General features: G+C 52.5%; 18 protein-coding genes. 17 read left to right on the plus strand and 1 reads right to left on the minus strand.

Features of this window, described 5'->3' with window-relative positions:
- Window positions 1-41 precede the first annotated feature (41 nt).
- The 12 genes from gyrA to aldA all read left to right on the plus strand — a co-directional run bounded on the left by gyrA (window position 42) and on the right by aldA (window position 12,816).
- On the plus strand, window positions 42-2,573 hold the full coding sequence (gene gyrA, locus FC49_RS06410) for a DNA gyrase subunit A (protein ID WP_039929941.1): 2,532 nt from the start codon (window positions 42-44) through the stop codon (window positions 2,571-2,573).
- A gap of 193 nt (window positions 2,574-2,766) precedes the next feature.
- Window positions 2,767-3,063 (plus strand): 30S ribosomal protein S6, encoded by a 297-nt coding sequence (rpsF, locus tag FC49_RS06415; protein ID WP_003712079.1) that lies wholly within the window; start codon window positions 2,767-2,769, stop codon window positions 3,061-3,063.
- A gap of 35 nt (window positions 3,064-3,098) precedes the next feature.
- Window positions 3,099-3,674, plus strand: coding sequence for a single-stranded DNA-binding protein (gene ssb / locus FC49_RS06420; RefSeq protein ID WP_003715685.1), 576 nt, complete (start codon window positions 3,099-3,101; stop codon window positions 3,672-3,674).
- Between the two features lie 32 nt (window positions 3,675-3,706).
- Window positions 3,707-3,943 carry a 30S ribosomal protein S18 gene (gene rpsR, locus FC49_RS06425; RefSeq protein WP_056984579.1) on the plus strand — a complete coding sequence of 79 codons (237 nt, stop codon included), beginning with the start codon at window positions 3,707-3,709 and terminating at the stop codon, window positions 3,941-3,943.
- A gap of 73 nt (window positions 3,944-4,016) precedes the next feature.
- Window positions 4,017-4,199 carry a hypothetical protein gene (locus tag FC49_RS06430; protein WP_056984580.1) on the plus strand — a complete coding sequence of 61 codons (183 nt, stop codon included), beginning with the start codon at window positions 4,017-4,019 and terminating at the stop codon, window positions 4,197-4,199.
- Between the two features lie 124 nt (window positions 4,200-4,323).
- Window positions 4,324-6,345: a DHH family phosphoesterase gene (locus FC49_RS06435; RefSeq protein ID WP_056984581.1), complete on the plus strand. Its 2,022-nt coding sequence runs from the start codon at window positions 4,324-4,326 to the stop codon at window positions 6,343-6,345.
- 5 nt (window positions 6,346-6,350) lie between these two features.
- The gene (gene rplI, locus FC49_RS06440; RefSeq protein ID WP_003712030.1) at window positions 6,351-6,803 is read left to right on the plus strand and encodes a 50S ribosomal protein L9; all 453 of its coding nucleotides are present in this window, start codon (window positions 6,351-6,353) and stop codon (window positions 6,801-6,803) included.
- Window positions 6,804-6,835: 32 nt separating this feature from the next.
- Window positions 6,836-8,251, plus strand: coding sequence for a replicative DNA helicase (gene dnaB / locus FC49_RS06445; RefSeq protein WP_003712124.1), 1,416 nt, complete (start codon window positions 6,836-6,838; stop codon window positions 8,249-8,251).
- A 152-nt stretch (window positions 8,252-8,403) separates the two neighbouring features.
- Entirely contained in the window at window positions 8,404-9,603 is a 1,200-nt protein-coding gene (locus FC49_RS06450; RefSeq protein ID WP_003712050.1) for an MDR family MFS transporter, read from the plus strand.
- Window positions 9,604-9,615: 12 nt separating this feature from the next.
- Window positions 9,616-9,924, plus strand: coding sequence for a hypothetical protein (locus FC49_RS06455; RefSeq protein WP_003712129.1), 309 nt, complete (start codon window positions 9,616-9,618; stop codon window positions 9,922-9,924).
- Between the two features lie 260 nt (window positions 9,925-10,184).
- Entirely contained in the window at window positions 10,185-11,306 is a 1,122-nt protein-coding gene (locus tag FC49_RS06460) for an NAD(P)-dependent alcohol dehydrogenase (protein WP_056984582.1), read from the plus strand.
- A gap of 58 nt (window positions 11,307-11,364) precedes the next feature.
- The gene (gene aldA, locus FC49_RS06465; protein WP_056984583.1) at window positions 11,365-12,816 is read left to right on the plus strand and encodes an aldehyde dehydrogenase; all 1,452 of its coding nucleotides are present in this window, start codon (window positions 11,365-11,367) and stop codon (window positions 12,814-12,816) included.
- A 181-nt stretch (window positions 12,817-12,997) separates the two neighbouring features.
- Here the strand turns inward: aldA and FC49_RS06470 are convergent, their stop codons facing one another.
- Complete coding sequence (locus FC49_RS06470; RefSeq protein WP_039929788.1) at window positions 12,998-14,383, minus strand: L-cystine transporter; 1,386 nt, start codon at window positions 14,381-14,383, stop codon at window positions 12,998-13,000.
- A gap of 373 nt (window positions 14,384-14,756) precedes the next feature.
- Here FC49_RS06470 and FC49_RS06475 point away from each other — a divergent pair, with 373 nt between their 5' ends.
- The 5 genes from FC49_RS06475 to FC49_RS06495 all read left to right on the plus strand — a co-directional run bounded on the left by FC49_RS06475 (window position 14,757) and on the right by FC49_RS06495 (window position 19,681).
- Window positions 14,757-15,632, plus strand: a complete 876-nt coding sequence (locus FC49_RS06475) for a PPK2 family polyphosphate kinase (protein ID WP_003711448.1) — start codon at window positions 14,757-14,759, stop codon at window positions 15,630-15,632.
- Window positions 15,633-15,965: 333 nt separating this feature from the next.
- The gene (locus tag FC49_RS06480; RefSeq protein WP_003711478.1) at window positions 15,966-17,099 is read left to right on the plus strand and encodes an amidohydrolase; all 1,134 of its coding nucleotides are present in this window, start codon (window positions 15,966-15,968) and stop codon (window positions 17,097-17,099) included.
- 11 nt (window positions 17,100-17,110) lie between these two features.
- A complete protein-coding gene (locus FC49_RS06485; RefSeq protein WP_003711460.1) occupies window positions 17,111-17,944 on the plus strand; it encodes a MetQ/NlpA family ABC transporter substrate-binding protein in 834 nt (277 codons plus the stop codon).
- A 14-nt stretch (window positions 17,945-17,958) separates the two neighbouring features.
- On the plus strand, window positions 17,959-19,002 hold the full coding sequence (locus tag FC49_RS06490; protein ID WP_003711468.1) for a methionine ABC transporter ATP-binding protein: 1,044 nt from the start codon (window positions 17,959-17,961) through the stop codon (window positions 19,000-19,002).
- 1 nt (window position 19,003) lies between these two features.
- Window positions 19,004-19,681: a methionine ABC transporter permease gene (locus tag FC49_RS06495; protein WP_003711462.1), complete on the plus strand. Its 678-nt coding sequence runs from the start codon at window positions 19,004-19,006 to the stop codon at window positions 19,679-19,681.
- Window positions 19,682-19,886 lie beyond the last annotated feature (205 nt).

Below are 19,886 nucleotides of genomic sequence, written 5' to 3' on the forward strand. Positions count from 1 at the left end.
GGGGCTGAGCGGAAAAAGGAGGAACGACATTGACAGAAGATATGTCAAATCGGATTACGGACGTCAAACTGACGAGCCAGATGAAAAACTCATTCCTGGACTACGCCATGAGTGTCATTGTTTCCCGGGCACTGCCGGACGTTCGTGATGGGTTGAAGCCCGTCCAGCGGCGGATCCTGTACGGGATGAATGAGTTGGGAGTTACCCCTGACAAGCCCTACAAGAAGTCGGCCCGGATCGTCGGGGACGTCATGGGGAAGTTTCACCCCCACGGTGACTCCTCGATTTACGAAGGGTTAGTCCGGATGGCCCAGGACTTCAGTTACCGCTACATGCTGGTTGACGGGCACGGTAACTTTGGGTCCGTGGATGGCGATAGCGCCGCGGCGATGCGGTATACGGAAGCCCGGATGAGCAAGATTGCCTTGGAAATGCTGCGGGACATCAACAAGGACACCGTTGACTTTACCCCGAACTATGATGGGACGGAAAAGGAACCGGCCGTGTTGCCGGCCCGTTTCCCGAACTTATTGGTCAACGGGGCGTCAGGAATCGCCGTCGGGATGGCAACCAACATCCCGACCCACAACCTGGGAGAGGTCATCAGCGCCATTCATATGCTGATGAACAACCCAGACGTGACGATTCCTGAATTGATGAAGGCCTTACCGGGCCCCGACTTCCCGACTGGTGGGGTCGTAATGGGCAAGGCGGGAATCCGCAAGGCCTACGAGACCGGCCGGGGGAGCATTATCGTCCGCGCCAAGGTCGACATCGAAGAGCAAAAGAACGGCAAGCAACGGATCATCGTTCATGAAATCCCGTACATGGTCAACAAGGCCAACCTAATTAGCCGGATTGCCGACCTGGCCCGGAATAAGGAAATTGACGGAATCACCGACGTTAACGATGAAACCGACCGGGATGGGATGCGGATTGTAATTGACGTGCGGCGGGACGCCAGCGCCGAGGTAATCCTGAATAACCTGTACAAGATGACCCTGATGCAGACGACCTTCAACTTCAACATGCTGGCGATTGTCAACGGGGCACCAAAGATTTTGAGCCTCAAGCAGATTCTGCAGTACTACCTGGAACACCAGGAAGATGTTGTCCGGCGCCGGACTGAATTTGACCTGAAGAAGGCCCAGAGCCGCCTGCACATCGTTGAGGGACTACGGATCGCCCTTGACCACATTGATGAAATCATCAACATCATCCGCCAATCCCAGACGAGCGAAGTTGCCAAGGGTGAACTGATGGGCAACTACGGACTCTCCGACCGGCAGGCCCAAGCCATCCTGGATATGCGGCTGGTCCGGCTGACCGGTTTGGAACGGGAAAAGATCGAGGCCGAGTACAAGAAGCTGACCGAAGCCATTGCTGACTACAAGGACATCCTGGCCCACCGGGAACGGATCAACCAGATCATTTACGATGAGCTGATGGAAATCCAGAAGAAGTTCGGCGACAAGCGACGGACGGAACTGCAGGTCGGTGACATCACTAACATCGAAGACGAGGACCTGATTGAAGAGCAGGACATCATCGTTACGCTGACCCATAACGGCTACATCAAGCGGCTGCCGGTCGACGAGTTTAAGTCCCAGCACCGGGGCGGTCGCGGCGTCAAGGGGATGGGCGTCCACAACGATGACTTCATCGAACAGCTGATTTCCAGCTCGACCCACGACCTGTTGCTCTTCTTCACCAATTCCGGGAAGGTCTACTCGATGAAGGGCTACGAGGTGCCAGAATACGGCCGGGCTGCCCAGGGGATTCCGATTATCAACCTCCTGAACATCGACAGTAAGGAAAAAATCAGTGCGGTCATCAACGTTTCTCACGAGACCAACGATGACGATAAGTTCCTCTTCTTTACCACCAAAGACGGGACGGTTAAGCGGACACCAGTACCGGAGTTTAAGAACATCCGGAGCAACGGACTCAAGGCCATCAACCTCCACGATGATGACGAACTGATTGACGTTGATGTTATCGAAGACCAGCAGACGATGATCATCGGGACGCGTAATGGGTATGCTCTGAGCTTTAATTCCGCGGTTGTCCGGTCAATGGGCCGGGGAGCTGCCGGTGTCCGGGGAATCCGCCTGCGGGATAACGATTCCGTCATCGGCGCGGCCCCGCTGCACCAGGATGATAATGTTCTGGTAATCAGTGAGAATGGTTTTGGTAAGCAGACGCCGGCTGCTGAGTACCCGATCAAGGGCCGTGGTGGCCTCGGTGTCAAGACCGTCAACGTGACGAAGAAGAACGGCCCACTGGTCGGTATGACGACCGTTGCTGGCGATGAAGACATCATGCTGGTAACTGACCAGGGGGTTATCATCCGCTTTGGAATCGAAAGTGTTTCGCAGACCGGTCGTTCGGCTGTTGGTGTCCACCTGATCAAGATGGATGACGGTGCCAAGGTCGCAACGATGGCGAAGGTCGAAAAGGAAGACGACAGTGACGATGACGCACAGGGGACTGAAGATGACAGTGCCACTGTCGAAGTCACTGACGACGCTAACCCCGATGAAAATACAGAAAATACAGAAAATCCAGAATAATTAAGTGCAAAATCCTGAGGAGCGCGTATATATTAAGTAGCCGCAAACCTCAGGATTTCTCGTTATCTGTGCCTTGTTTTAAAGCGTGCTTTATGCTATATTTTATATCTGTGAGTATACGTACAGACGTCTACTCTCCTTGTTCTTCTTCACTGGTAAGAAGAACCAGAGTCCATAAGGAGGTGTAACATTCATGGAAACACGTAAATATGAAATTACTTACATCATTCGTCCTGACATCGAAGAATCAGCAAAGAGCGAACTGGTAGACCGGTTCGACAAGGTTTTAACGGACAATGGTGCAGACATCGCTGAATCAAAGGACTGGTCAACTCGCCGTTTTGCTTACCCAATCGACAAGTACACTGAAGGTACTTACCACGTAGTTACTTTAACTACTGATACTGACGAAGCATTAAACGAATTCGACCGTCTTTCAAAGTTCAGTGACGATATCCTACGTCACATGATCGTTAAGCTTGATGCTTAATTAGATTGTCAATTTAATAGAGAGGAGAACGATCAATGATTAATCGTGCAGTCTTAACTGGGCGTTTAACGAGAGATCCTGAGTTGCGGTACACGACGAGCGGGACAGCGGTAGTATCATTTACCCTGGCTGTTGACCGGCAATTCCGGAACCAGAACGGGGACCGGGACGCTGACTTTGTCAACTGCGTCATCTGGCGTAAGTCCGCGGAAAACTTCAGTAACTTCACGCATAAGGGTTCCCTAGTGGGGGTCGAAGGCCGGATTCAAACCCGGAACTACGAAAACCAGCAGGGTAACCGGGTATACGTTACCGAAGTCGTCGTTGATAACTTCGCATTGCTTGAACCCCGGCAAAATGGCGGGATGAACCAGGGCGGTCAGCAACAACCATTTAACAATGGCAGCAATCAACCGTTTGCCGGTCAGCCCCAGCAGCAATTCGGTGGTAATCAGCCACAGACTAACAATGCTCCTCAAGGGAATCCATCATCAAATAACGGCTTCGGTGGGAACGCCCCAGCCAATAACGATGCGCCTTTCTCTGCCGGCAATACGAATAATGACGGCGAACAAAAGATTGACGTGTCAGATGATGAATTACCATTCTAAATAAATTTTTACCAAGATAGGAGGGTAATTTCATGGCACAACAACGTCGGGGCGGTCGTCGTCGTCGCAAGGTCGACTTCATCGCCGCTAACCACATCGAATACATCGATTACAAAGATACTGACTTATTACGGCAGTTTATTTCCGAACGGGGTAAGATTTTACCACGCCGGGTCACTGGTACCAGTGCTAAGAACCAACGTAAGTTAACCATCGCTATTAAGCGTGCCCGGATTATGGGTCTTCTGCCATTCGTTGCTGAAGATTAATCTGGTAATCAAAACGGAAGCGACCGCTAGTGTTATAGTGGGTGCTTCCGTTTTCTTTTAGGAGGAAGTTATAATGCAGACACTTTACATCAGTGCAAGTATCCTGGCATTTATTGGGGTAATTATGCTCTGGCTGGGGTTCGCCCAGCGCTACCATGAGCTAACCGGCTTGCAAAAGGCCGCGTTGCTAGTGACGACTGTGGGCGTTTTAATTCCGCTGTTAGCAGGATTTATTGCGGGCTGGCTCGGTCGTTAGAGCTGACGCTGCGGCAATTTTCTGTACTCCTGATTCGTTCGACCGGGTTTGTTGCCGTCGGATGTGATATGATAGATTTATCCAAGAAAATGGGAAGAACGGTTCCCTTTTTGGGAGGATTATTATGCACAAATTTTTCAGTCGTGAAAACTGGCTGTTTTATTTTAAACACCCAGCAGTCCGCTGGAATGTCTGCTATTTGCTATTATTGACTATTCTCAGCCTCTGCTTTGCTTTTACCCTTAACTGGGTCGTAGGCATAATTGTCTTTGTCATCGCCCTGGTTGGTGGTGTCACCAGTGTTAAGCAGCTGCGGCGGTTGGTAATTGACGCAAATGAATACCTCAACCACCTGGTGTATCAAATCAAGCAGGGTCAGCAAGAGGCCCTCTTGGAAATGCCGGTGGGCTTGATTATGCTCAACCAGCGTCAAGAAGTGGAGTGGATCAACCCCTACATGGCCCGGTACTTTCCTTTGAAACGGGTCGTGGGCAAGTCTTTAGCAGAAGTCGATGAAGAATTAGCCCAGCTAGTTCAGCAACACGCGGACGATACGAAGCCCCAAGTAGTGACGTGGCGGGACCGGCAGTTTGACTTCCTGGTCCAAAAGCAGCACCGGGTAATCTACCTGATGGACGTCACGAAGTATGAACAGATTAGCAAACGCTTCAAACAGGAACAGATTTTCCTCGGCAACATCTACCTGGATAACTACGATGAATTGATCCAGGGAATGAATGATTCGAACGTGTCGAACCTCCACAACTACGTCACGTCGGAAATCAGCAAGTGGGCCCAGGAAAACCAGCTGTTGATGAAAGTCATCGATGACGACAACTATTTGATTATCGGTCACCGGAGCGCGCTCCAGGAGCTAGAACGAAAGAAGTTCAAGATCCTGGATATTATTCGGGAAAATACGTCTCAGCAGAATTCGCCGGTTACTCTCAGTGTCGGGATTTCCTACGGGGAAAACAACCTGATTAAACTGGCGGATACTGCCCAGGAAAACCTTGACCTGGCGCTAGGCCGGGGTGGTGACCAGGTCGTTGTCCGGGCCCAGGACCAACCGGCCCGCTTCTACGGTGGGAAGACCAACCCGATGGAGAAGCGGACCCGGGTTCGGGCGCGGATGATCAGCCAGGCTCTGAAAGAACTGATTGATCAAGCTGACCAGCTCTTCGTCATGGGCCACAAAAAGCCCGATATGGACTCACTAGGGGCCTGCCTCGGGATTCGCCGGATTGCGGAGATGAACGGGAAGGAGTGCTGGATTGTCGTTGATGATGAGCAGCAGCACTCTGATATTCAGCGCCTAATGCGGGAAGTTGATAACTACCAGAACATTAAGGACCACATTATTTCGCCAAGCGAGGCGCTGGAAAAGGCGACCGCTAACAGCCTCCTGGTCATGGTTGACCATGCTAAGGAAAGCATTACGATTTCGCCGGCCCTGTACGATCAGCTGCAAAACCGGCTGGTCATTATTGACCACCACCGGCGGGGCGAGGAGTTCCCTGAAAATCCCCTGCTGGTCTACATTGAGCCCTACGCTTCGTCGACCTGTGAATTGATTACGGAAATGTTCGAGTACCAGCCGCGCGAGGGGAAGGGACTGAATAAGCTGGAAGCTACAACCATGCTGACAGGGATTCAGATCGATACCAAGTCCTTTACCAAGAGTGCCGGGACGCGGACCTTTGATGCGGCCAGCTACCTGCGGTCAGCCGGGGCTGATGGGATGATGATTCAGTCCTTTATGAAGGAAGATTCGCAGAGCTTTATGCAGCGCAACCACCTGCTGGCGCGAGCAGAGATCAATGATCAAATCGCTATCTGTGCCGGTGAAGAGGACCGCTATTACGACTCGGTCACGGCGGCCCAGGCGGCAGATATGCTCTTGCAGATTTCGAACGTCGACGCGTCGTTTGTGATTACTAAGCGGCCGGACGGCGGGGTCGGAGTTTCTGCCCGGTCGATGGGGGACTTTAACGTTCAAGTAGTGATGGAAAAAATGGGTGGTGGCGGTCACCTAGCCAACGCTGCAACCCAGATTAGCGGCAAAACCGTCGCGGAGGTCAAGCAGGAATTGCTGAACCTGCTCCACCAGCGGGTCGCTAAGGATGATGAAAAAACAGAGGAGTGACAAGGATGAAAGTTATTTTTACTCAAGATGTTCGTGGACGCGGTAAGCGGGGCCAGGTTAAGGATGTTCCCGATGGTTACGCCCAAAACTACCTCATCAAGCGCGGCCTCGCTAAGCAGGCTACCAAGGCAGCAATGAGCCAGCTGGCCGGTCAGAAGCGGGCTGAGGAAAAGCATGCCGAAGAAGAACTGGCGGAGGCCAAGCAGGTCAAGAAGGTCTTGGAGAGTGACAAGACCGTAGTAGAGCTGAGCGGAAAGGCGGGGACTGATGGCCGGATGTTTGGTTCCATTTCCACCAAGCAAATTGCTACGGCCCTGGAAAAGCAGTACAAGCTGAAGATTGACAAGCGCAAGATCGAATTAGCAGCGCCAATCAAGGCTTTAGGTTACGTAAACGTGCCAATCAAGCTGCACCCTGAAGTCACGGCTGAAATCCGGGTGCACATTGCGGAAAAGTAGTTTGCGGTTAAAGGCAAAGGAGCAGAATCGCCATGGATAATGCACCCATGCAAGAAGAGCCCCGCGATTTAGAAGCTGAAAAAGCAGTTCTGGGAGCTGCTTTTTTAAGTAAAAACGCGCTGGCCGATGCAATGGAATATTTGGAGGCACCTGATTTCTACCGGCGGGCCCACCAGATTATTTTTGAAAAGATGGTCGACCTGTATGAGGACGACCAGCCAATTGATCCCATCACGATGAATAGCGCTCTGATGAAGGACAACCAGACGGAAAACGTCGGTGGTCCTGCCTACATCGCGGAGCTGGCCTCGTCAGTGCCATCCGCCCGCGACGTCAGCTACTACGCGAAAATCGTTCATGATAAGGCGACCCGCCGCCGGCTGATTGAAGTGGCGACGAAGATTATCAACGATAGCTACGCCGATAACCAGCAGCTTGGCGACTTGCTCGACACGGCAGAGCGGGACGTGATGCAGGTATCTGAGGGGAGCAGTCAGACCTCCTTTAAGAAAATCAGCACGGTCCTAGATGAATCCCTGAGCCACATTGATGAGCTGTCCCAGCAGCAGAGTGATGTCACCGGCTTGAAAACCGGCTACCAGCAGCTGGATGAGATGACGACTGGATTGCACAAGGATGAGCTGGTCATCATCGCTGCCCGGCCGGCCGTGGGGAAGACCGCCTTTGCACTGAACATTGCCCAGAATGTCGCCACCCGGACTGAGGACGGCAAACGAACGACGGTGGCAATCTTCAGCCTGGAAATGGGCGCAGAATCACTGGTTAACCGGATGCTGTGTGCTGAGGGAAACATTAACGCCAACCACCTGCGGACGGGGCAGCTGACCCCCGAAGAGTGGGAGAGTATGTACATGGCGATGGGAACCCTGTCGAATGCCCAGATTTATATTGACGACACGCCCGGGGTGAAGGTCGCTGAAATCCGGGCCCGGTGCCGGCGGCTAGCCAAGGAAAAGGGTAACCTGGGCTTGATCGTGATCGACTACCTCCAGCTGATTGAAGGGAGCAACCCCGACAACCGGCAGCAGGAAGTTTCCGAAATTTCCCGGCAGCTCAAGAAGCTGGCAAAGGAGCTGGAAGTACCAGTAATTGCCCTCTCCCAGCTTTCCCGGGGAGTCGAACAGCGCCAGGACAAGCGGCCGGTGCTGTCTGATATTCGTGAATCAGGGTCAATTGAGCAGGATGCCGATATTGTCAGTTTCCTCTACCGTGACGACTATTATGAACACGAGGGGGAAGATGACGATGACCAGCAGGGTGGCAGTCCGGCCCAACAGGAGGACGATGCCGACGCGGCCAACGTCAGTGAAGTCGAAGTCATTATTGAAAAGAACCGTAGTGGTCCGCGGGGAACGGTCAAGCTCTTGTTTGCCAAGTCGTATAACAAGTTTGCTTCCGTTGCTTACGTACCAGAGGACCACCAGTAAACGGGACGGCGCTCGTTTAACCGTCCCACAGTTACTGCAGGGGATGCCTGCCGGAGCCGCCGGCGGTACCGCTGTGACTTTAATATCGAGAGAATAGTAAAAAGGGGCTGAGTTATTTTCCAGCCTCTTTGATTTAATAGGAGGTGGCGAAGATGCAAACGAAGAGCGCGGTAAAGTTGAAATGGTTATTGATCAGTATGTTTATCAGCAGCCTCGGCAACAGTTTTGTCTGGCCACTGACCACCATTTATATGCATGAACAGCTCCACGAAACGTTGACGATGTCCGGGATTGTCCTGCTCTTCTACTCCGGCGCCAACGTGGTCGGCAGCTACCTGAGTGGCAACCTCTTTGACCGCCATAATCCCCACTGGCTCCTGTTCGGCGGGACCGTCGTGGCCACCATCATCATTGCCCTGCTGATCTTTTTCAACGGCTGGCCAATTTACGCCGTTTTGCTGACGATGATTGGCTTTTTTAATGGTTGGATCATTACGATGATTAATTCCTATGCGACGAAGGTGGGCCGTGATGGCCGCTACGTCTTCAACATGTTATACTTTGCCAGCAACCTGGGAATGGTGATTGGGACGACGATAGTGGGCCCGCTCTACCAGTACGCCCACGGGAGTGTATCACCACTGTTTGCCTTTACGACGGTCTTCTACACGCTCTTGGCGGTAATTACTCTGACCTGCTTTGGCAACGGCGAACCGGCGCCGGTCAGTGCCAGCTCTGCTTCAGATAAGGCGGTAGCGAAGAGGGTTAGTGTTCCTCGGGCGAACCTCTGGATTTGCTGGACTTTCTTTATCAGTCTCTGCGTAATCTGGACGATGTATGAACAGTGGTCCAGCAACCTGTCCGTCTTTATGACCGAACAGGGAATCTCGATGACCAAGTATAGTCTGTTGTGGACGATTAACGGGATTTTGATTGTGGTGGCGCAGCTGGTGTTATCCTGGCTGGACCGCTGGCACATCAACCCCTACCTGCTGGTTTACATCGGGACGCTGACGATTGCCCTGTCCTTTGTCCTCTTGCTGGTGGCAAAGTCATACGCCTGGTACATTCTCGCGATGGTGGTCCTGACAATTGGCGAAGCGACGGTGATTCCGACGATGCCGGCGATTGTCAATAGCCTCTCGCCGGTGGCCGTCAAGGGGAAGTACCAGGGAATCCTGAACGCTTATTCTTCCCTTGGGAAGGCCTTTGGACCACTGTTTGGTGGGGTCATTATCGGCCTGAGCTCGTACCACGTACTGTTTATTATTTGCGCACTGGCCATTTTTGCCCTCGAACTGGTGATTTTCCTGGTTGTCCGGAGCAAGCGGCCAGCTACCAAGGAGTATTAGGAAGTAAGAACAATGTTTTACAACAACTTTGATAATGTTTACGGTGAGGACCGCTACGGGATGGTCGGCAAAACCGGGGATGGCTTCCGTGAAGACCGGCTGCTCGAAATTCCGTGCTACCGGTGTCACCAGGCACCACTGGTGATTGCGGAACGCAACTGGGTGGACACCAACAACGATGACTCCCAGCGTTACCAAATCGTAGTCAGCTGCACCCACTGCGGGGCGGTTGACCAGTTCATCGTCAATGATGGCCGGGAGAAGCAAATTGGGCGTTTGCAGCACGCCCATGTCCGGCCTAGTGAACACAACTTAGCTTAACTGAATTGCGATAGTCGTCCTAGTGACCACTACCGCTTTTTTTGTTCGGTAAATCATCACTGTTAGACGTAGATATGAATAAATCGTCAGATGACAAGTAAAAAGTTTCGCAAATATTCAGTTAAGATCCCGTATACTCTAAGTAGGTGTGTAACAAATTCCAATTGTAGCGCCAATCTGAAAATTCCTAACCATTCGCCAACTTTGTGATACTGTAAACATTGTAAAGCGATTGGATATTTCTAAGGAGATGTTTTGTTATGAAAATCAAAGCTGCTGTTGTAGATAAGAAAGGCGCTAAGTTTGATATTCGTGACGACGTTGAATTGGCAGAGATGCAACCAGATGACCTCCAGGTTCACATGGTAGCCACCGGAATCTGCCACTCCGATGAAGCCCTGCGGAAGGGGGATGCCGAAATCGGCTACCCAATTATCTTGGGTCACGAAGGTTCCGGGATCGTTGAAAAAGTCGGCTCCGAAGTTAAGGACTTCAAGCCGGGCGACCACGTTATCCTGTCCTTCTACGGCTGTGGTAACTGTATCAACTGTTTGAAGGGGAAGCCAACCAAGTGCCTGAACTACGCTGCCAACAACCTCTCCGGGGTTCGTCCTGACGGCAGTGCCCACTTCACCGAGGATGGTCACCAGGTTGACGATATGTTTGACCAATCATCATTCACCACGACGACTGTGGTTCGGGAGCGGAATGCCGTTAAGGTTCCAAAAGACCTTGACCTGCGGAAGCTCGGACCTCTGGGCTGTGGTTACGTTACTGGTTCCGGGACCGTCTTTAACACCTTAAAGCCTGAACCAGGTTCGACCATCGCGGTTACCGGGACCGGTGCCGTTGGCCTGGCTGCCATGATGGCTGGTAAGATTTCCGGCTGCACGAAGGTTATCGCCATTGACCGGGTACCAGAACGGCTGGAACTGGCAAAGGAGCTGGGTGCGACCGACGCCATCAACACCAATGACCAGGACATGGTCAAGGCTATCCAGGACTTGACTGACGGCAAGGGAGTTGACTACATCGTCGATACCACCGGTGTTACCAAGGTCATGGAAGACGCTATCCAAGCGCTGGCGCAAGGTGGGGTTCTGGCTGCGATTGCCGTTACTGCCCAACACATTGACGTCAACACCTGGAACGACCTTTGCCCAGCAGACCGGACCATCGTTGGTGTCAACATGGGTGACTCAATCCCGCAAGTTGATATTCCACGTCTGATTGAATTCTACAAGCTCGGCATGTTCGACTTTGATAAGACCGAAAAGTTCTACGACTTCGACCAGATTAACGAAGCCAACGCTGACTCAGTATCTGGCAAGACCATCAAGCCAGTGCTGATTATCGACAAGGACTACCAGCCGGGTGACTAAGCAGCCGCGATGAAACATTGAGTTTGGTTAAGTAGATGCTTGAAAGGAAGCAATAAAATTGGCTACACCACACTACAAGATGTACATTAATGGCAAATTTGTTGATACGGACTCTGGTGAAAAGATCACGGTTATCAGCCCAAACGATGAGTCTGTGCTTGGGACGGTTCCAAGCGCCACGGTTGAAGAGACCCGGGCCGCAATTGATGCCGCTACTGAAGCGGAAAAGTCCTGGCACCGGATTCCCGCACCAACCCGGGGGATGTACCTCCACAAGCTGGCTGAGGAAATCCGCAAGGACCCAGAACCATGGATCAAGAACCTGCAAGTTGAACAGGGGAAGATTCGTTCGCTGGCTGAAACAGAAGTCAACTTCACCGCTGACTACTTTGACTACATGGCCGCTGCTGGTCGGACCTACAAGGGTGAGGTTATCCAATCCGACAACAAGGATGAGACAATTTTGCTCAAGCGGATGCCAATTGGGGTCATTGCCGGCATCCTGCCATGGAACTTCCCATTCTTCCTGATTGCGCGGAAGATGGCGCCAGCTCTGGTCACCGGGAACACCATCGTTTTGAAGCCGAGTTCCGACACGCCAATTGGTGCCTTGGAATTCGCCAAGCTCTGTGACAAGGTTGGCATTCCAGCCGGGGTTGTCAACTTCGTCACCGGACCAGGTTCCGTGGTCGGCAACGAGCTGTCCAAGAACCCAAAGATCGGCATGGCGAGCCTGACTGGTTCCGTCAGCGCCGGGAAGCGGATCATGTCCGCCGCTGCAGAGCACGTTGGCGAGGTTTCCCTCGAATTAGGTGGGAATGCGCCAGCAATCGTCTGTGATGATGCCGACATTGATGAAGCCGTTAAGGACATCATTGGTTCGCGGTTCGACAACAACGGTGAACTGTGCAACAACGTTCAGCGAGTTTACGTTCAGGAAGGCGTGGCCGATGAGTTCATGGAGAAGCTGGTTGCCGGCGTTAAGGCCATTGCCACTGGTGACACCGTTAAGAACCCTGACATTGGCATGGGCCCGCTGATTAACAAGGCGGCCCTCGAAAAGGTCGACAGCCAGGTCAAGCAGGCCGTTAAGGAAGGGGCCAAGGTCGTTGTTGGTGGTAAGCCAATGGAAGGCAAGGGCTTCTTCTACGAACCAACCATTTTGACCAACGTCACCCAGGAAGGTTCCGCTATTCAGGACGAAATCTTCGGGCCTGTTCTGCCAGTTATGACCTTCAAGAACTTGAAGGATGCCGTTGAAATGTGCAACGACAGCACGATGGGCCTGACTTCTGGAATCTTCACCAAGAGCCTCGACCGGGCAGCCTACGCGATCAACGAGATCCAAGCCGGTGAAACCTACGTTAACCGGAACTACTTCGAGGCTATGCAGGGCTACCACGCTGGGGTTAAGGAATCTGGTATCGGTGGCTCTGATGGGATGCACGGCATTCTGGAGTGCACTGATACGAAAGTTTGCTATATCCAACGCCATCCCGAAGACATTTAATAACAAAACGCAAGCTCCTCAAAGTCAACCTAGGACTGCAAAGCTAGGCTCTAAGTCCCGGGGGTGGGTCATGGGAGACCTTTGAAATATTTACCAAGATAAATCGAAAACGCCAGTCCGCAAGTGTAAAGCTCGCGGACTGGCGTTTGGTGTACTGAATGAATGTTGGTGGTGGTCTAAATTAAAGTTCGTTGGCAACGATGTTCTTGCGGTTGCCCAGCTTATCGTAATCGAGCTCATCCATGTTCTTGGCGGTGACTACCCCCGCAAGGATGGAATCGTTAACGTTGAGGGCGGTCCGGGCCATATCGATGATCGGGTCAATGGCAATCAGGACCCCCATGATTGCAACGGGCAGGTTTAATGTCCCCAGCACCATCAGGGTGGTGAAAGTGGCCCCACCACCGACGCCGGCAACCCCGAATGAGGCGATAACGTCAATTGCCATCAGAGTCAGGACAAACTGCCAGGAAAGAACGTTAATCCCCGCGGTTGGAGCGATAATCGCCGCAACCATTGAAGGGTAGATACCAGCACAGCCGTTTTGACCGATTGTCAGACCAAAGCTGGCGGCAAAGTTAGCAACCGGGCTGCTTACGCCGAGGGAATCACGTTGGATTTTGACGTTCAGCGGCAGGGTTCCGGCGCTGGTCCGGGAGGTGAAGGCAAAGACCAGGGCGGGCCAGGCCTTCTTGTAATAGGTAACCGGGTTAATCCGGTTCGCCATCAGGATCAGGGTGTGAACGAGGAACATTGCGATGATGGCAACGTAGGCGGCGACGATGAAGGTCCCCAGCTTAGCGATGGAGGCAAAACTGCTCGTAGCGGTGGCCTTGACCATCAGGGCAAAGATGCCGTAAGGAGTGAGTTCCAAGACCATTTTGACCAGCCGGCTGACGATCCCCTGCAGTGCGGCAATGCCCTTGGCAAAGACGCGGGCTTCCTCAGCCTGGTTGTCACGCAACCAGAGGTAGGCAATTCCGACCATCAAGGAGAAGATTACCACGGCGATGGTGCTGGATGACCGGGTCCCGGCAAAGTCGGCGAAGATGTTGGTTGGCAGCAGGTTCGTGATTTGCTGCGGCAGGGTCAGCCCCTTGAGTGTTTCCTGGTGGGTCTTAATCGCTTCGACGGCGGTGGAGTTGGCTGCCATCCCCTTGATAAAACCGGCGCCCTGGAGGTTAAAGATGATCACGCTCATGATTCCCAGGAAGGAAGCGATTGCCGTGGTTGACAGGAGGATTCCCAGAACGTTGGCGGTCATCTTCTTCAAGTTAGTCTTGGCTTTGAGCCGGGTAAAGGCGCTGACCAGGGAGACGAAGACCAGCGGGATGACCAGCATTTGCAGCAGGGCGATGTAGCCGTTCCCGACGATGTTGATCCAATCAATCGCGTTCGTGACCGTCTTGCTAGTCGGCCCGTAAATCAGTTGGATGGCACTACCACCGATGATTCCCAGCGCGAGGGCGAGGAAAACCAGTTTATTAAAGCCCCAGTGGCGGCGGTGCAAGTAAACCATGCCGGCCATAATGATGGCGGCGATGATGACAATGATGAATGTTTGCATTGTAATGCTCTCTTTCTTTTTCTTTAGGTGGAATAATAGCAAGTTTAGCAACAAAAAAAGAGTTCCCAGTGCGCGCACTCTGAGAACTCTTGGGAGTATTATTTAAACCTGGCAAAGCTGCTTGTTAACTTTGCTGGTCCCGTGATGAGTAATCATAAGGCAACGCAAATAGCATGTTGGCGTTCGCACAACATGCACAACAAGCTGCTGATTTGGTGAAAATGGCGTTTGTCATAATGATTACTCCTTTCGTTTCTAAGCTTGGCATAAATATACCGGCATTCTTACTTTTTGTCAACCCAAGAATTTAAATTAACCATTCCGCGCACTTTGGTATAGGATTGAGGTAAGACCAAAAAGGAGGACTTCAGCAATGGATACAAAACAGTACCGGTATCGGGGAAACGATTTTCAAATTAAGCAGGCACCAACCTTTGTTCAGGATTCGACTGCCGAGTTGAAGAAGATTAAAAAACAGATTAAGAAGAACCTAAAGCATATTCGTGAAGCACAAAAGAAGATGTACGCCCGCCGTCACTACGGCATCTTGGTCGTCTTTCAGGCGATGGACGCCGCGGGCAAGGATAGCATGATTGCCCATATCTTTTCCGGGGTCAACCCGGTTGGCTTCAAGGTCGCCAACTTTAAACAGCCGACTGCCCAAGAGCTGCGGCACGATTACCTCTGGCGGATCAACAGGGAACTACCGTTACGGGGGGATATTGGGGTCTTCAACCGTTCCTACTACGAGGACGTCCTGGTTTCCCGGGTCCATCCCGAAATCATCCTCAACAGTAACTTGCCGGAAATCCACTCGCTGGCGGATGTCGATGACCACTTCTTTGAGAAGCGTTACCAGGATATTCGGGAATACGAAAAGTACCTGACCCGAAATGGCTACGTAGTGCTGAAGTTCTTCCTCCACGTCTCCAAGGAGGAGCAAAAACGCCGCTTCCTCGCCCGGATCGATACTCCGGAAAAGAACTGGAAGTTTTCCGCCGCTGATATTCGGGAACGGCAGTACTGGGATCAATACCAGGCGGCTTATGAAAAGGCCATTAACGCTACCGCCACGAAGGATAACCCCTGGTACGTTATTCCCGCCGACGATAAGTGGTACTCCCGCCTGATTGTTTCCGATATTTTGACTAAGCGGATTGAAAAATTACCACTCGCCTACCCGACGTTAAGCCCGGCAGAACAGGCAAAACTAGGGGCCGCCCGCCAAGAATTGCTAAACGAAAAATAATTAAATTAGCAATTTTTTGTTGACAAACCGAAACAATCCGCTTACTATTAGTCACAACTTGTAATTGTTCAACGAAAGGAAGTGCTGTGACCATGTTACGTTTTGAAAAAACTCTTTGTTGTTGTACTCAAAAGACGAACCGAACTGACATGGGAGCAGTTGGGGCATTTTGAGTACCCGTTTTTCCTGAAAGATTTAAGGAGCGGCACTTAAAATTAGCGCTGCCGGTAGCAGAAAAGGCTATCAACCATGTCATGTGGTTGGTAGCCTTTTTTGGTGCATAAATTACGGGTTACCAGTGGAACAGAGCTATGTAGAAAGGGAGGAAAATCAATGACAGAAGACTTTACGGCGGTGACGGACGAGGCAATTCAAATTCGTCACTACCTGCACCAGCACCCAGAAGTAGCGGACCAGGAAGTGGCAACGACCGCTTACCTCCGTGACCGCTTGACCGCGCTGGGTTACCGGATCGTTACCCCGGCCAAGTTAAAGACTGGGGTGGTGGCCGAAATTGGGAGCGGGCACCCAGTCGTCGCGCTCCGGTCAGATATTGATGCCTTGCCAATTCAGGAAGAAACCGGCTTACCGTACGCTTCGGTTAATTCTGGAGTGATGCACGCCTGCGGGCACGACTTCCACATGGCATCACTGCTCGGCGCGGCCCGGGCGTTAACAGCGGCGGACTTTACGGGGACCATCCGGCTGATTTTCCAACCGGCGGAAGAAACTCACGTTGGTGCGCAGGAAGTGATGGAAAGCGGCGGGGCTGATGGCATTGACGCCATCATCGGCTTTCACAACAAGCCTGACCTGGCTGCTGGCGAGGTGGGCATCTTGGAAGGTGGTCTGATGGCGGCAGTTGACCAGTTTAAGGTAACCCTCCACGGGAAGGGGACCCATGCCGCCAAGCCGGAACTAGGCCGTGACCCGATTGTCGCCCTGACGTCGATTGTTAACAGCCTGCAAACAATCGTCAGCCGCAACGTTGATCCCCAGGCGGTAGTAGTGCTGTCAGTAACCCACATTAGCGCGGGCAACACCTGGAACGTGCTTCCAGAAACCGCCAGCTTTGAGGGAACCGTCCGCAGCTTTAGCAAGGCGGGCCGGCGAGTTGCCAAGCAGCGCTTTATGGAAATTGTCAAAGCAGGCGCGGCTACATTTGACGTAACCGCTGAGATTGAGTGGATTAAGGGGCCGGACGTGGTGAACAACGATGCCCAGCTGACCCCGCTAGTAGCGGCGGAAACCGCTCAGTTTGCTCGGGTGGTGCGGCCGGTACCCTCCACGACGGGTGAAGATTTTGCTTTCTTCTCTCAGCGTATTCCGAGTGTGTTTGCCTTTGTTGGTAGCCACGGCACGTCTGACTGGCACCACCCCGACCTACAACTTGATGACCAGGCCCTGCCGACCGGGATTAAGTTTTTCTACTATAACGCATTGAACTTACTAGCTAAATTACGATAGGAGACGAGATTATGAATTGGAAGAAGATTACGAAGACGATGGCCGTGGCCCTGGGGATTACCACCTTGGTTACCAGCAGTTTAGGGGCAATCCAGCCTGGCAAAGTTGAGGCCGCGGATAACAACAAGACGATTCGGCTGGCGACTTCGCCGGGTCCATACAGCGACCTCTTTGAAAAGGGCGTGGCACCGATCCTGAAAAAGGAGGGCTACACGGTCAAGACCCAGTCTTTCTCTGATTTGAACCATGCCGACCAAGCGATGAGCGAAGGGAGCGCGGATCTGAATGTCGAACAGCATACGGCCTGGATCAATAACTTTAATAAGCAACGCCACGCGAACTTTGTTGGTTTGACAGCCATTCCAACGGTGCCAATGGGGATTTATCCGGGTTCATCATCGTCCCTGAAGAACATCAAAAACGGGGCCAAGGTTGCCATTCCAAACGACCCGTCCAACCGTTCCCGGGCATACCAACTGCTCCAGCAGGCAGGCTTGATTAAGTTGAGCAGTGAGGGGGCAACGATTACCCAAAAGGACGTTCGTCAAAACAAGCACCACCTGCAATTCGTCGAGATGAACTCTAGTCAAATCCCACGGTCAATCAAGGACGTTAACTATGCGGTCCTGCCGGGGAGCATTTCCTACGGGGCGAAGATTCCGCTAAAGAAGGCCCTGGTCAAGGAGAAGCTACAGAAGCAGTACTTGCTGCAAGCAACGGTAAATAAGAAGGATGCTAACAAGCCATGGGCCAAGGCGGTCAAGAAGGCTTACCAATCACAAGAATTCCGTCAGTACCTGCAAAAGCACAACAACGATGGCTACTGGTACGACCCGAATAAGTAAGAGGAGGAACTGAAATGAATGAGCGATCAGGGACGTTGGAATTAGAACAGATCTCAGTCGTTTTTCGCAATAAGAAGCAAACCATTGACGCGGTTCGCGATGTTAATATCACCATTCCCACGGGGACCGTTTTTGGCTTGATTGGCTATTCCGGTGCAGGGAAAAGTACCCTTGCCCGCACCATCAACCTCCTGCAGCGCCCTAGCAGCGGCAGTGTGAAGATTGATGGGGTGGACATAACGACGCTGGGTCAGCGGGAACTGCGCCAGTGGCGGCGGAAAATCGGGATGATCTTCCAGCATTTTAACCTGATGGCGACGCGGACGGTCGAAGAGAACGTGATGCTGCCGCTCCTGCACAGTGGGCTTTCAAAGCAGGAAAAGCGGCAAAAGGCTGACCGTCTGCTCAAGCTGGTGGACCTGGCAGACCGCAAGGATGCCTATCCTAACCAGCTTTCTGGCGGCCAAAAGCAGCGGGTCGCAATCGCGCGGGCACTGGCAAATGACCCGCAAATTCTTATTAGTGACGAGGCGACGAGCGCCCTGGACCCCAAGACGACGCAGAATATCCTCCACCTGTTAAAGCGGCTGAACGAGCAGCTGGGCTTGACGATTATCCTGATTACACACGAGATGGAAGTGGTCCGGGAAATCACCAACCAGGTGGCGGTAATGGACCACGGCCGAATTGTCGAACAGGGACCAACCACCCAGCTTTTCTTAAACCCGCAACAGCCGTTGACCCGGGAACTGCTGGTCGATGGTGACCAGGGAGCTGACGAAATGGCAACGCTGATTAAGCAGTACACGGCTGCTGACCGCAGTCTGGTCAGCTTTACCTACCGGGAACAGCAGACCGACCTGTTTACCCTGCTCAAGACGATTGAGCAGTGGGTCGAGAAGATTAAGCTGGTTTATAACAATACCCAGCGGGTGGAAAACCAACTTTGGGGAACCGCGGTGATTGCCGTCCGTGATGATGAGGTGGCAAACTTGCAACAGCACGTGGCGGCCCACCCGGCGGTCGTTGCGAATAAACTACTCAAGGAGGTCGATTAAAATGCAATGGCTCGCAAGCCTTTTCCCGAACGTTGTCAGCAACCAGACCCAGTTCGTGGAATCAATCTGGCAGACGCTCTACATGCTCTTCGCTTCGGGGGTACTGGTCGGAATCATTGGCCTGATTTTAGGGGTCGCGTTAGTGGTCACCGAACCGGGCCAGGTTCTCGCTAACGCCGCGGTATATCAGGTGCTCGATAAAATCGTTAACGTCATGCGGTCGATCCCCTTTATTATCCTGTTAGCGCTGGTAACCCCGCTGACAAAACTTCTGGTGGGAACCTCGATTGGGACCACGGCGGCGATTGTTCCGCTGGTGATCGGGTGCACGCCCTTTTACGCTCGCCAGGTCCAGGGAGCATTGGCGTCCGTTGACCAGGGACTCGTGGAAGCGGCCCTGGCGATGGGGCTGTCACCAGTCGACATCATCTTTAAGGTTTACTTGAAGGAGGGGGCGGCCGAAATCGCCCGGACCTCAATTGTGACCATCATTAGCCTGATTGGTCTGACGGCGATGGCGGGAGCAGTGGGGGCCGGTGGCCTTGGCGACATTGCCATTACCCTCGGTTATAACCAGTTTGAAAACGACGTGACGGTTGCGGCAACGCTGATTATCCTCCTGATGGTATTAATCATTCAATTCTTTGGCGACCTGGTCGTTAAGCGCCTCACCCACTGATAAAGAAAAATTCCCCGGGAAATATTTCCTGGGGAATTTTTGTGATTCTTACGCTACTTGCCGAGGGCCAACACCAGCAAGATGATGCTTACTACTAGACCGGGAACGAGGTAGCGCCACCCTCTCTTTTCCACGAAAAAAGGTAATGAGGAATTTTCCTCATCACCTTTTTTGAAATGGGCAGTCAGGGGATCGAACCCTGGAC

Origin of the sequence: Limosilactobacillus oris DSM 4864, assembly GCF_001434465.1 — a bacterium.
In the GTDB taxonomy this organism is placed as follows: Bacteria; Bacillota; Bacilli; order Lactobacillales; family Lactobacillaceae; genus Limosilactobacillus; species Limosilactobacillus oris.

Coding starts and splice junctions, on each gene's coding strand:
- ssb (WP_003715685.1), top strand. CDS start 3,099: ATGATTAATCGTGCAGTCTTAACTGGGCGTTTAACGAGAGATCCTGAG.
- FC49_RS06470 (WP_039929788.1), bottom strand. CDS start 14,383: ATGCAAACATTCATCATTGTCATCATCGCCGCCATCATTATGGCCGGC.
- FC49_RS06480 (WP_003711478.1), top strand. CDS start 15,966: ATGACAGAAGACTTTACGGCGGTGACGGACGAGGCAATTCAAATTCGT.
- dnaB (WP_003712124.1), top strand. CDS start 6,836: ATGGATAATGCACCCATGCAAGAAGAGCCCCGCGATTTAGAAGCTGAA.
- FC49_RS06495 (WP_003711462.1), top strand. CDS start 19,004: ATGCAATGGCTCGCAAGCCTTTTCCCGAACGTTGTCAGCAACCAGACC.
- FC49_RS06460 (WP_056984582.1), top strand. CDS start 10,185: ATGAAAATCAAAGCTGCTGTTGTAGATAAGAAAGGCGCTAAGTTTGAT.
- FC49_RS06455 (WP_003712129.1), top strand. CDS start 9,616: ATGTTTTACAACAACTTTGATAATGTTTACGGTGAGGACCGCTACGGG.
- FC49_RS06450 (WP_003712050.1), top strand. CDS start 8,404: ATGCAAACGAAGAGCGCGGTAAAGTTGAAATGGTTATTGATCAGTATG.
- FC49_RS06490 (WP_003711468.1), top strand. CDS start 17,959: ATGAATGAGCGATCAGGGACGTTGGAATTAGAACAGATCTCAGTCGTT.
- gyrA (WP_039929941.1), top strand. CDS start 42: ATGTCAAATCGGATTACGGACGTCAAACTGACGAGCCAGATGAAAAAC.
- FC49_RS06435 (WP_056984581.1), top strand. CDS start 4,324: ATGCACAAATTTTTCAGTCGTGAAAACTGGCTGTTTTATTTTAAACAC.
- FC49_RS06485 (WP_003711460.1), top strand. CDS start 17,111: ATGAATTGGAAGAAGATTACGAAGACGATGGCCGTGGCCCTGGGGATT.
- rpsR (WP_056984579.1), top strand. CDS start 3,707: ATGGCACAACAACGTCGGGGCGGTCGTCGTCGTCGCAAGGTCGACTTC.
- rplI (WP_003712030.1), top strand. CDS start 6,351: ATGAAAGTTATTTTTACTCAAGATGTTCGTGGACGCGGTAAGCGGGGC.
- FC49_RS06430 (WP_056984580.1), top strand. CDS start 4,017: ATGCAGACACTTTACATCAGTGCAAGTATCCTGGCATTTATTGGGGTA.
- rpsF (WP_003712079.1), top strand. CDS start 2,767: ATGGAAACACGTAAATATGAAATTACTTACATCATTCGTCCTGACATC.
- FC49_RS06475 (WP_003711448.1), top strand. CDS start 14,757: ATGGATACAAAACAGTACCGGTATCGGGGAAACGATTTTCAAATTAAG.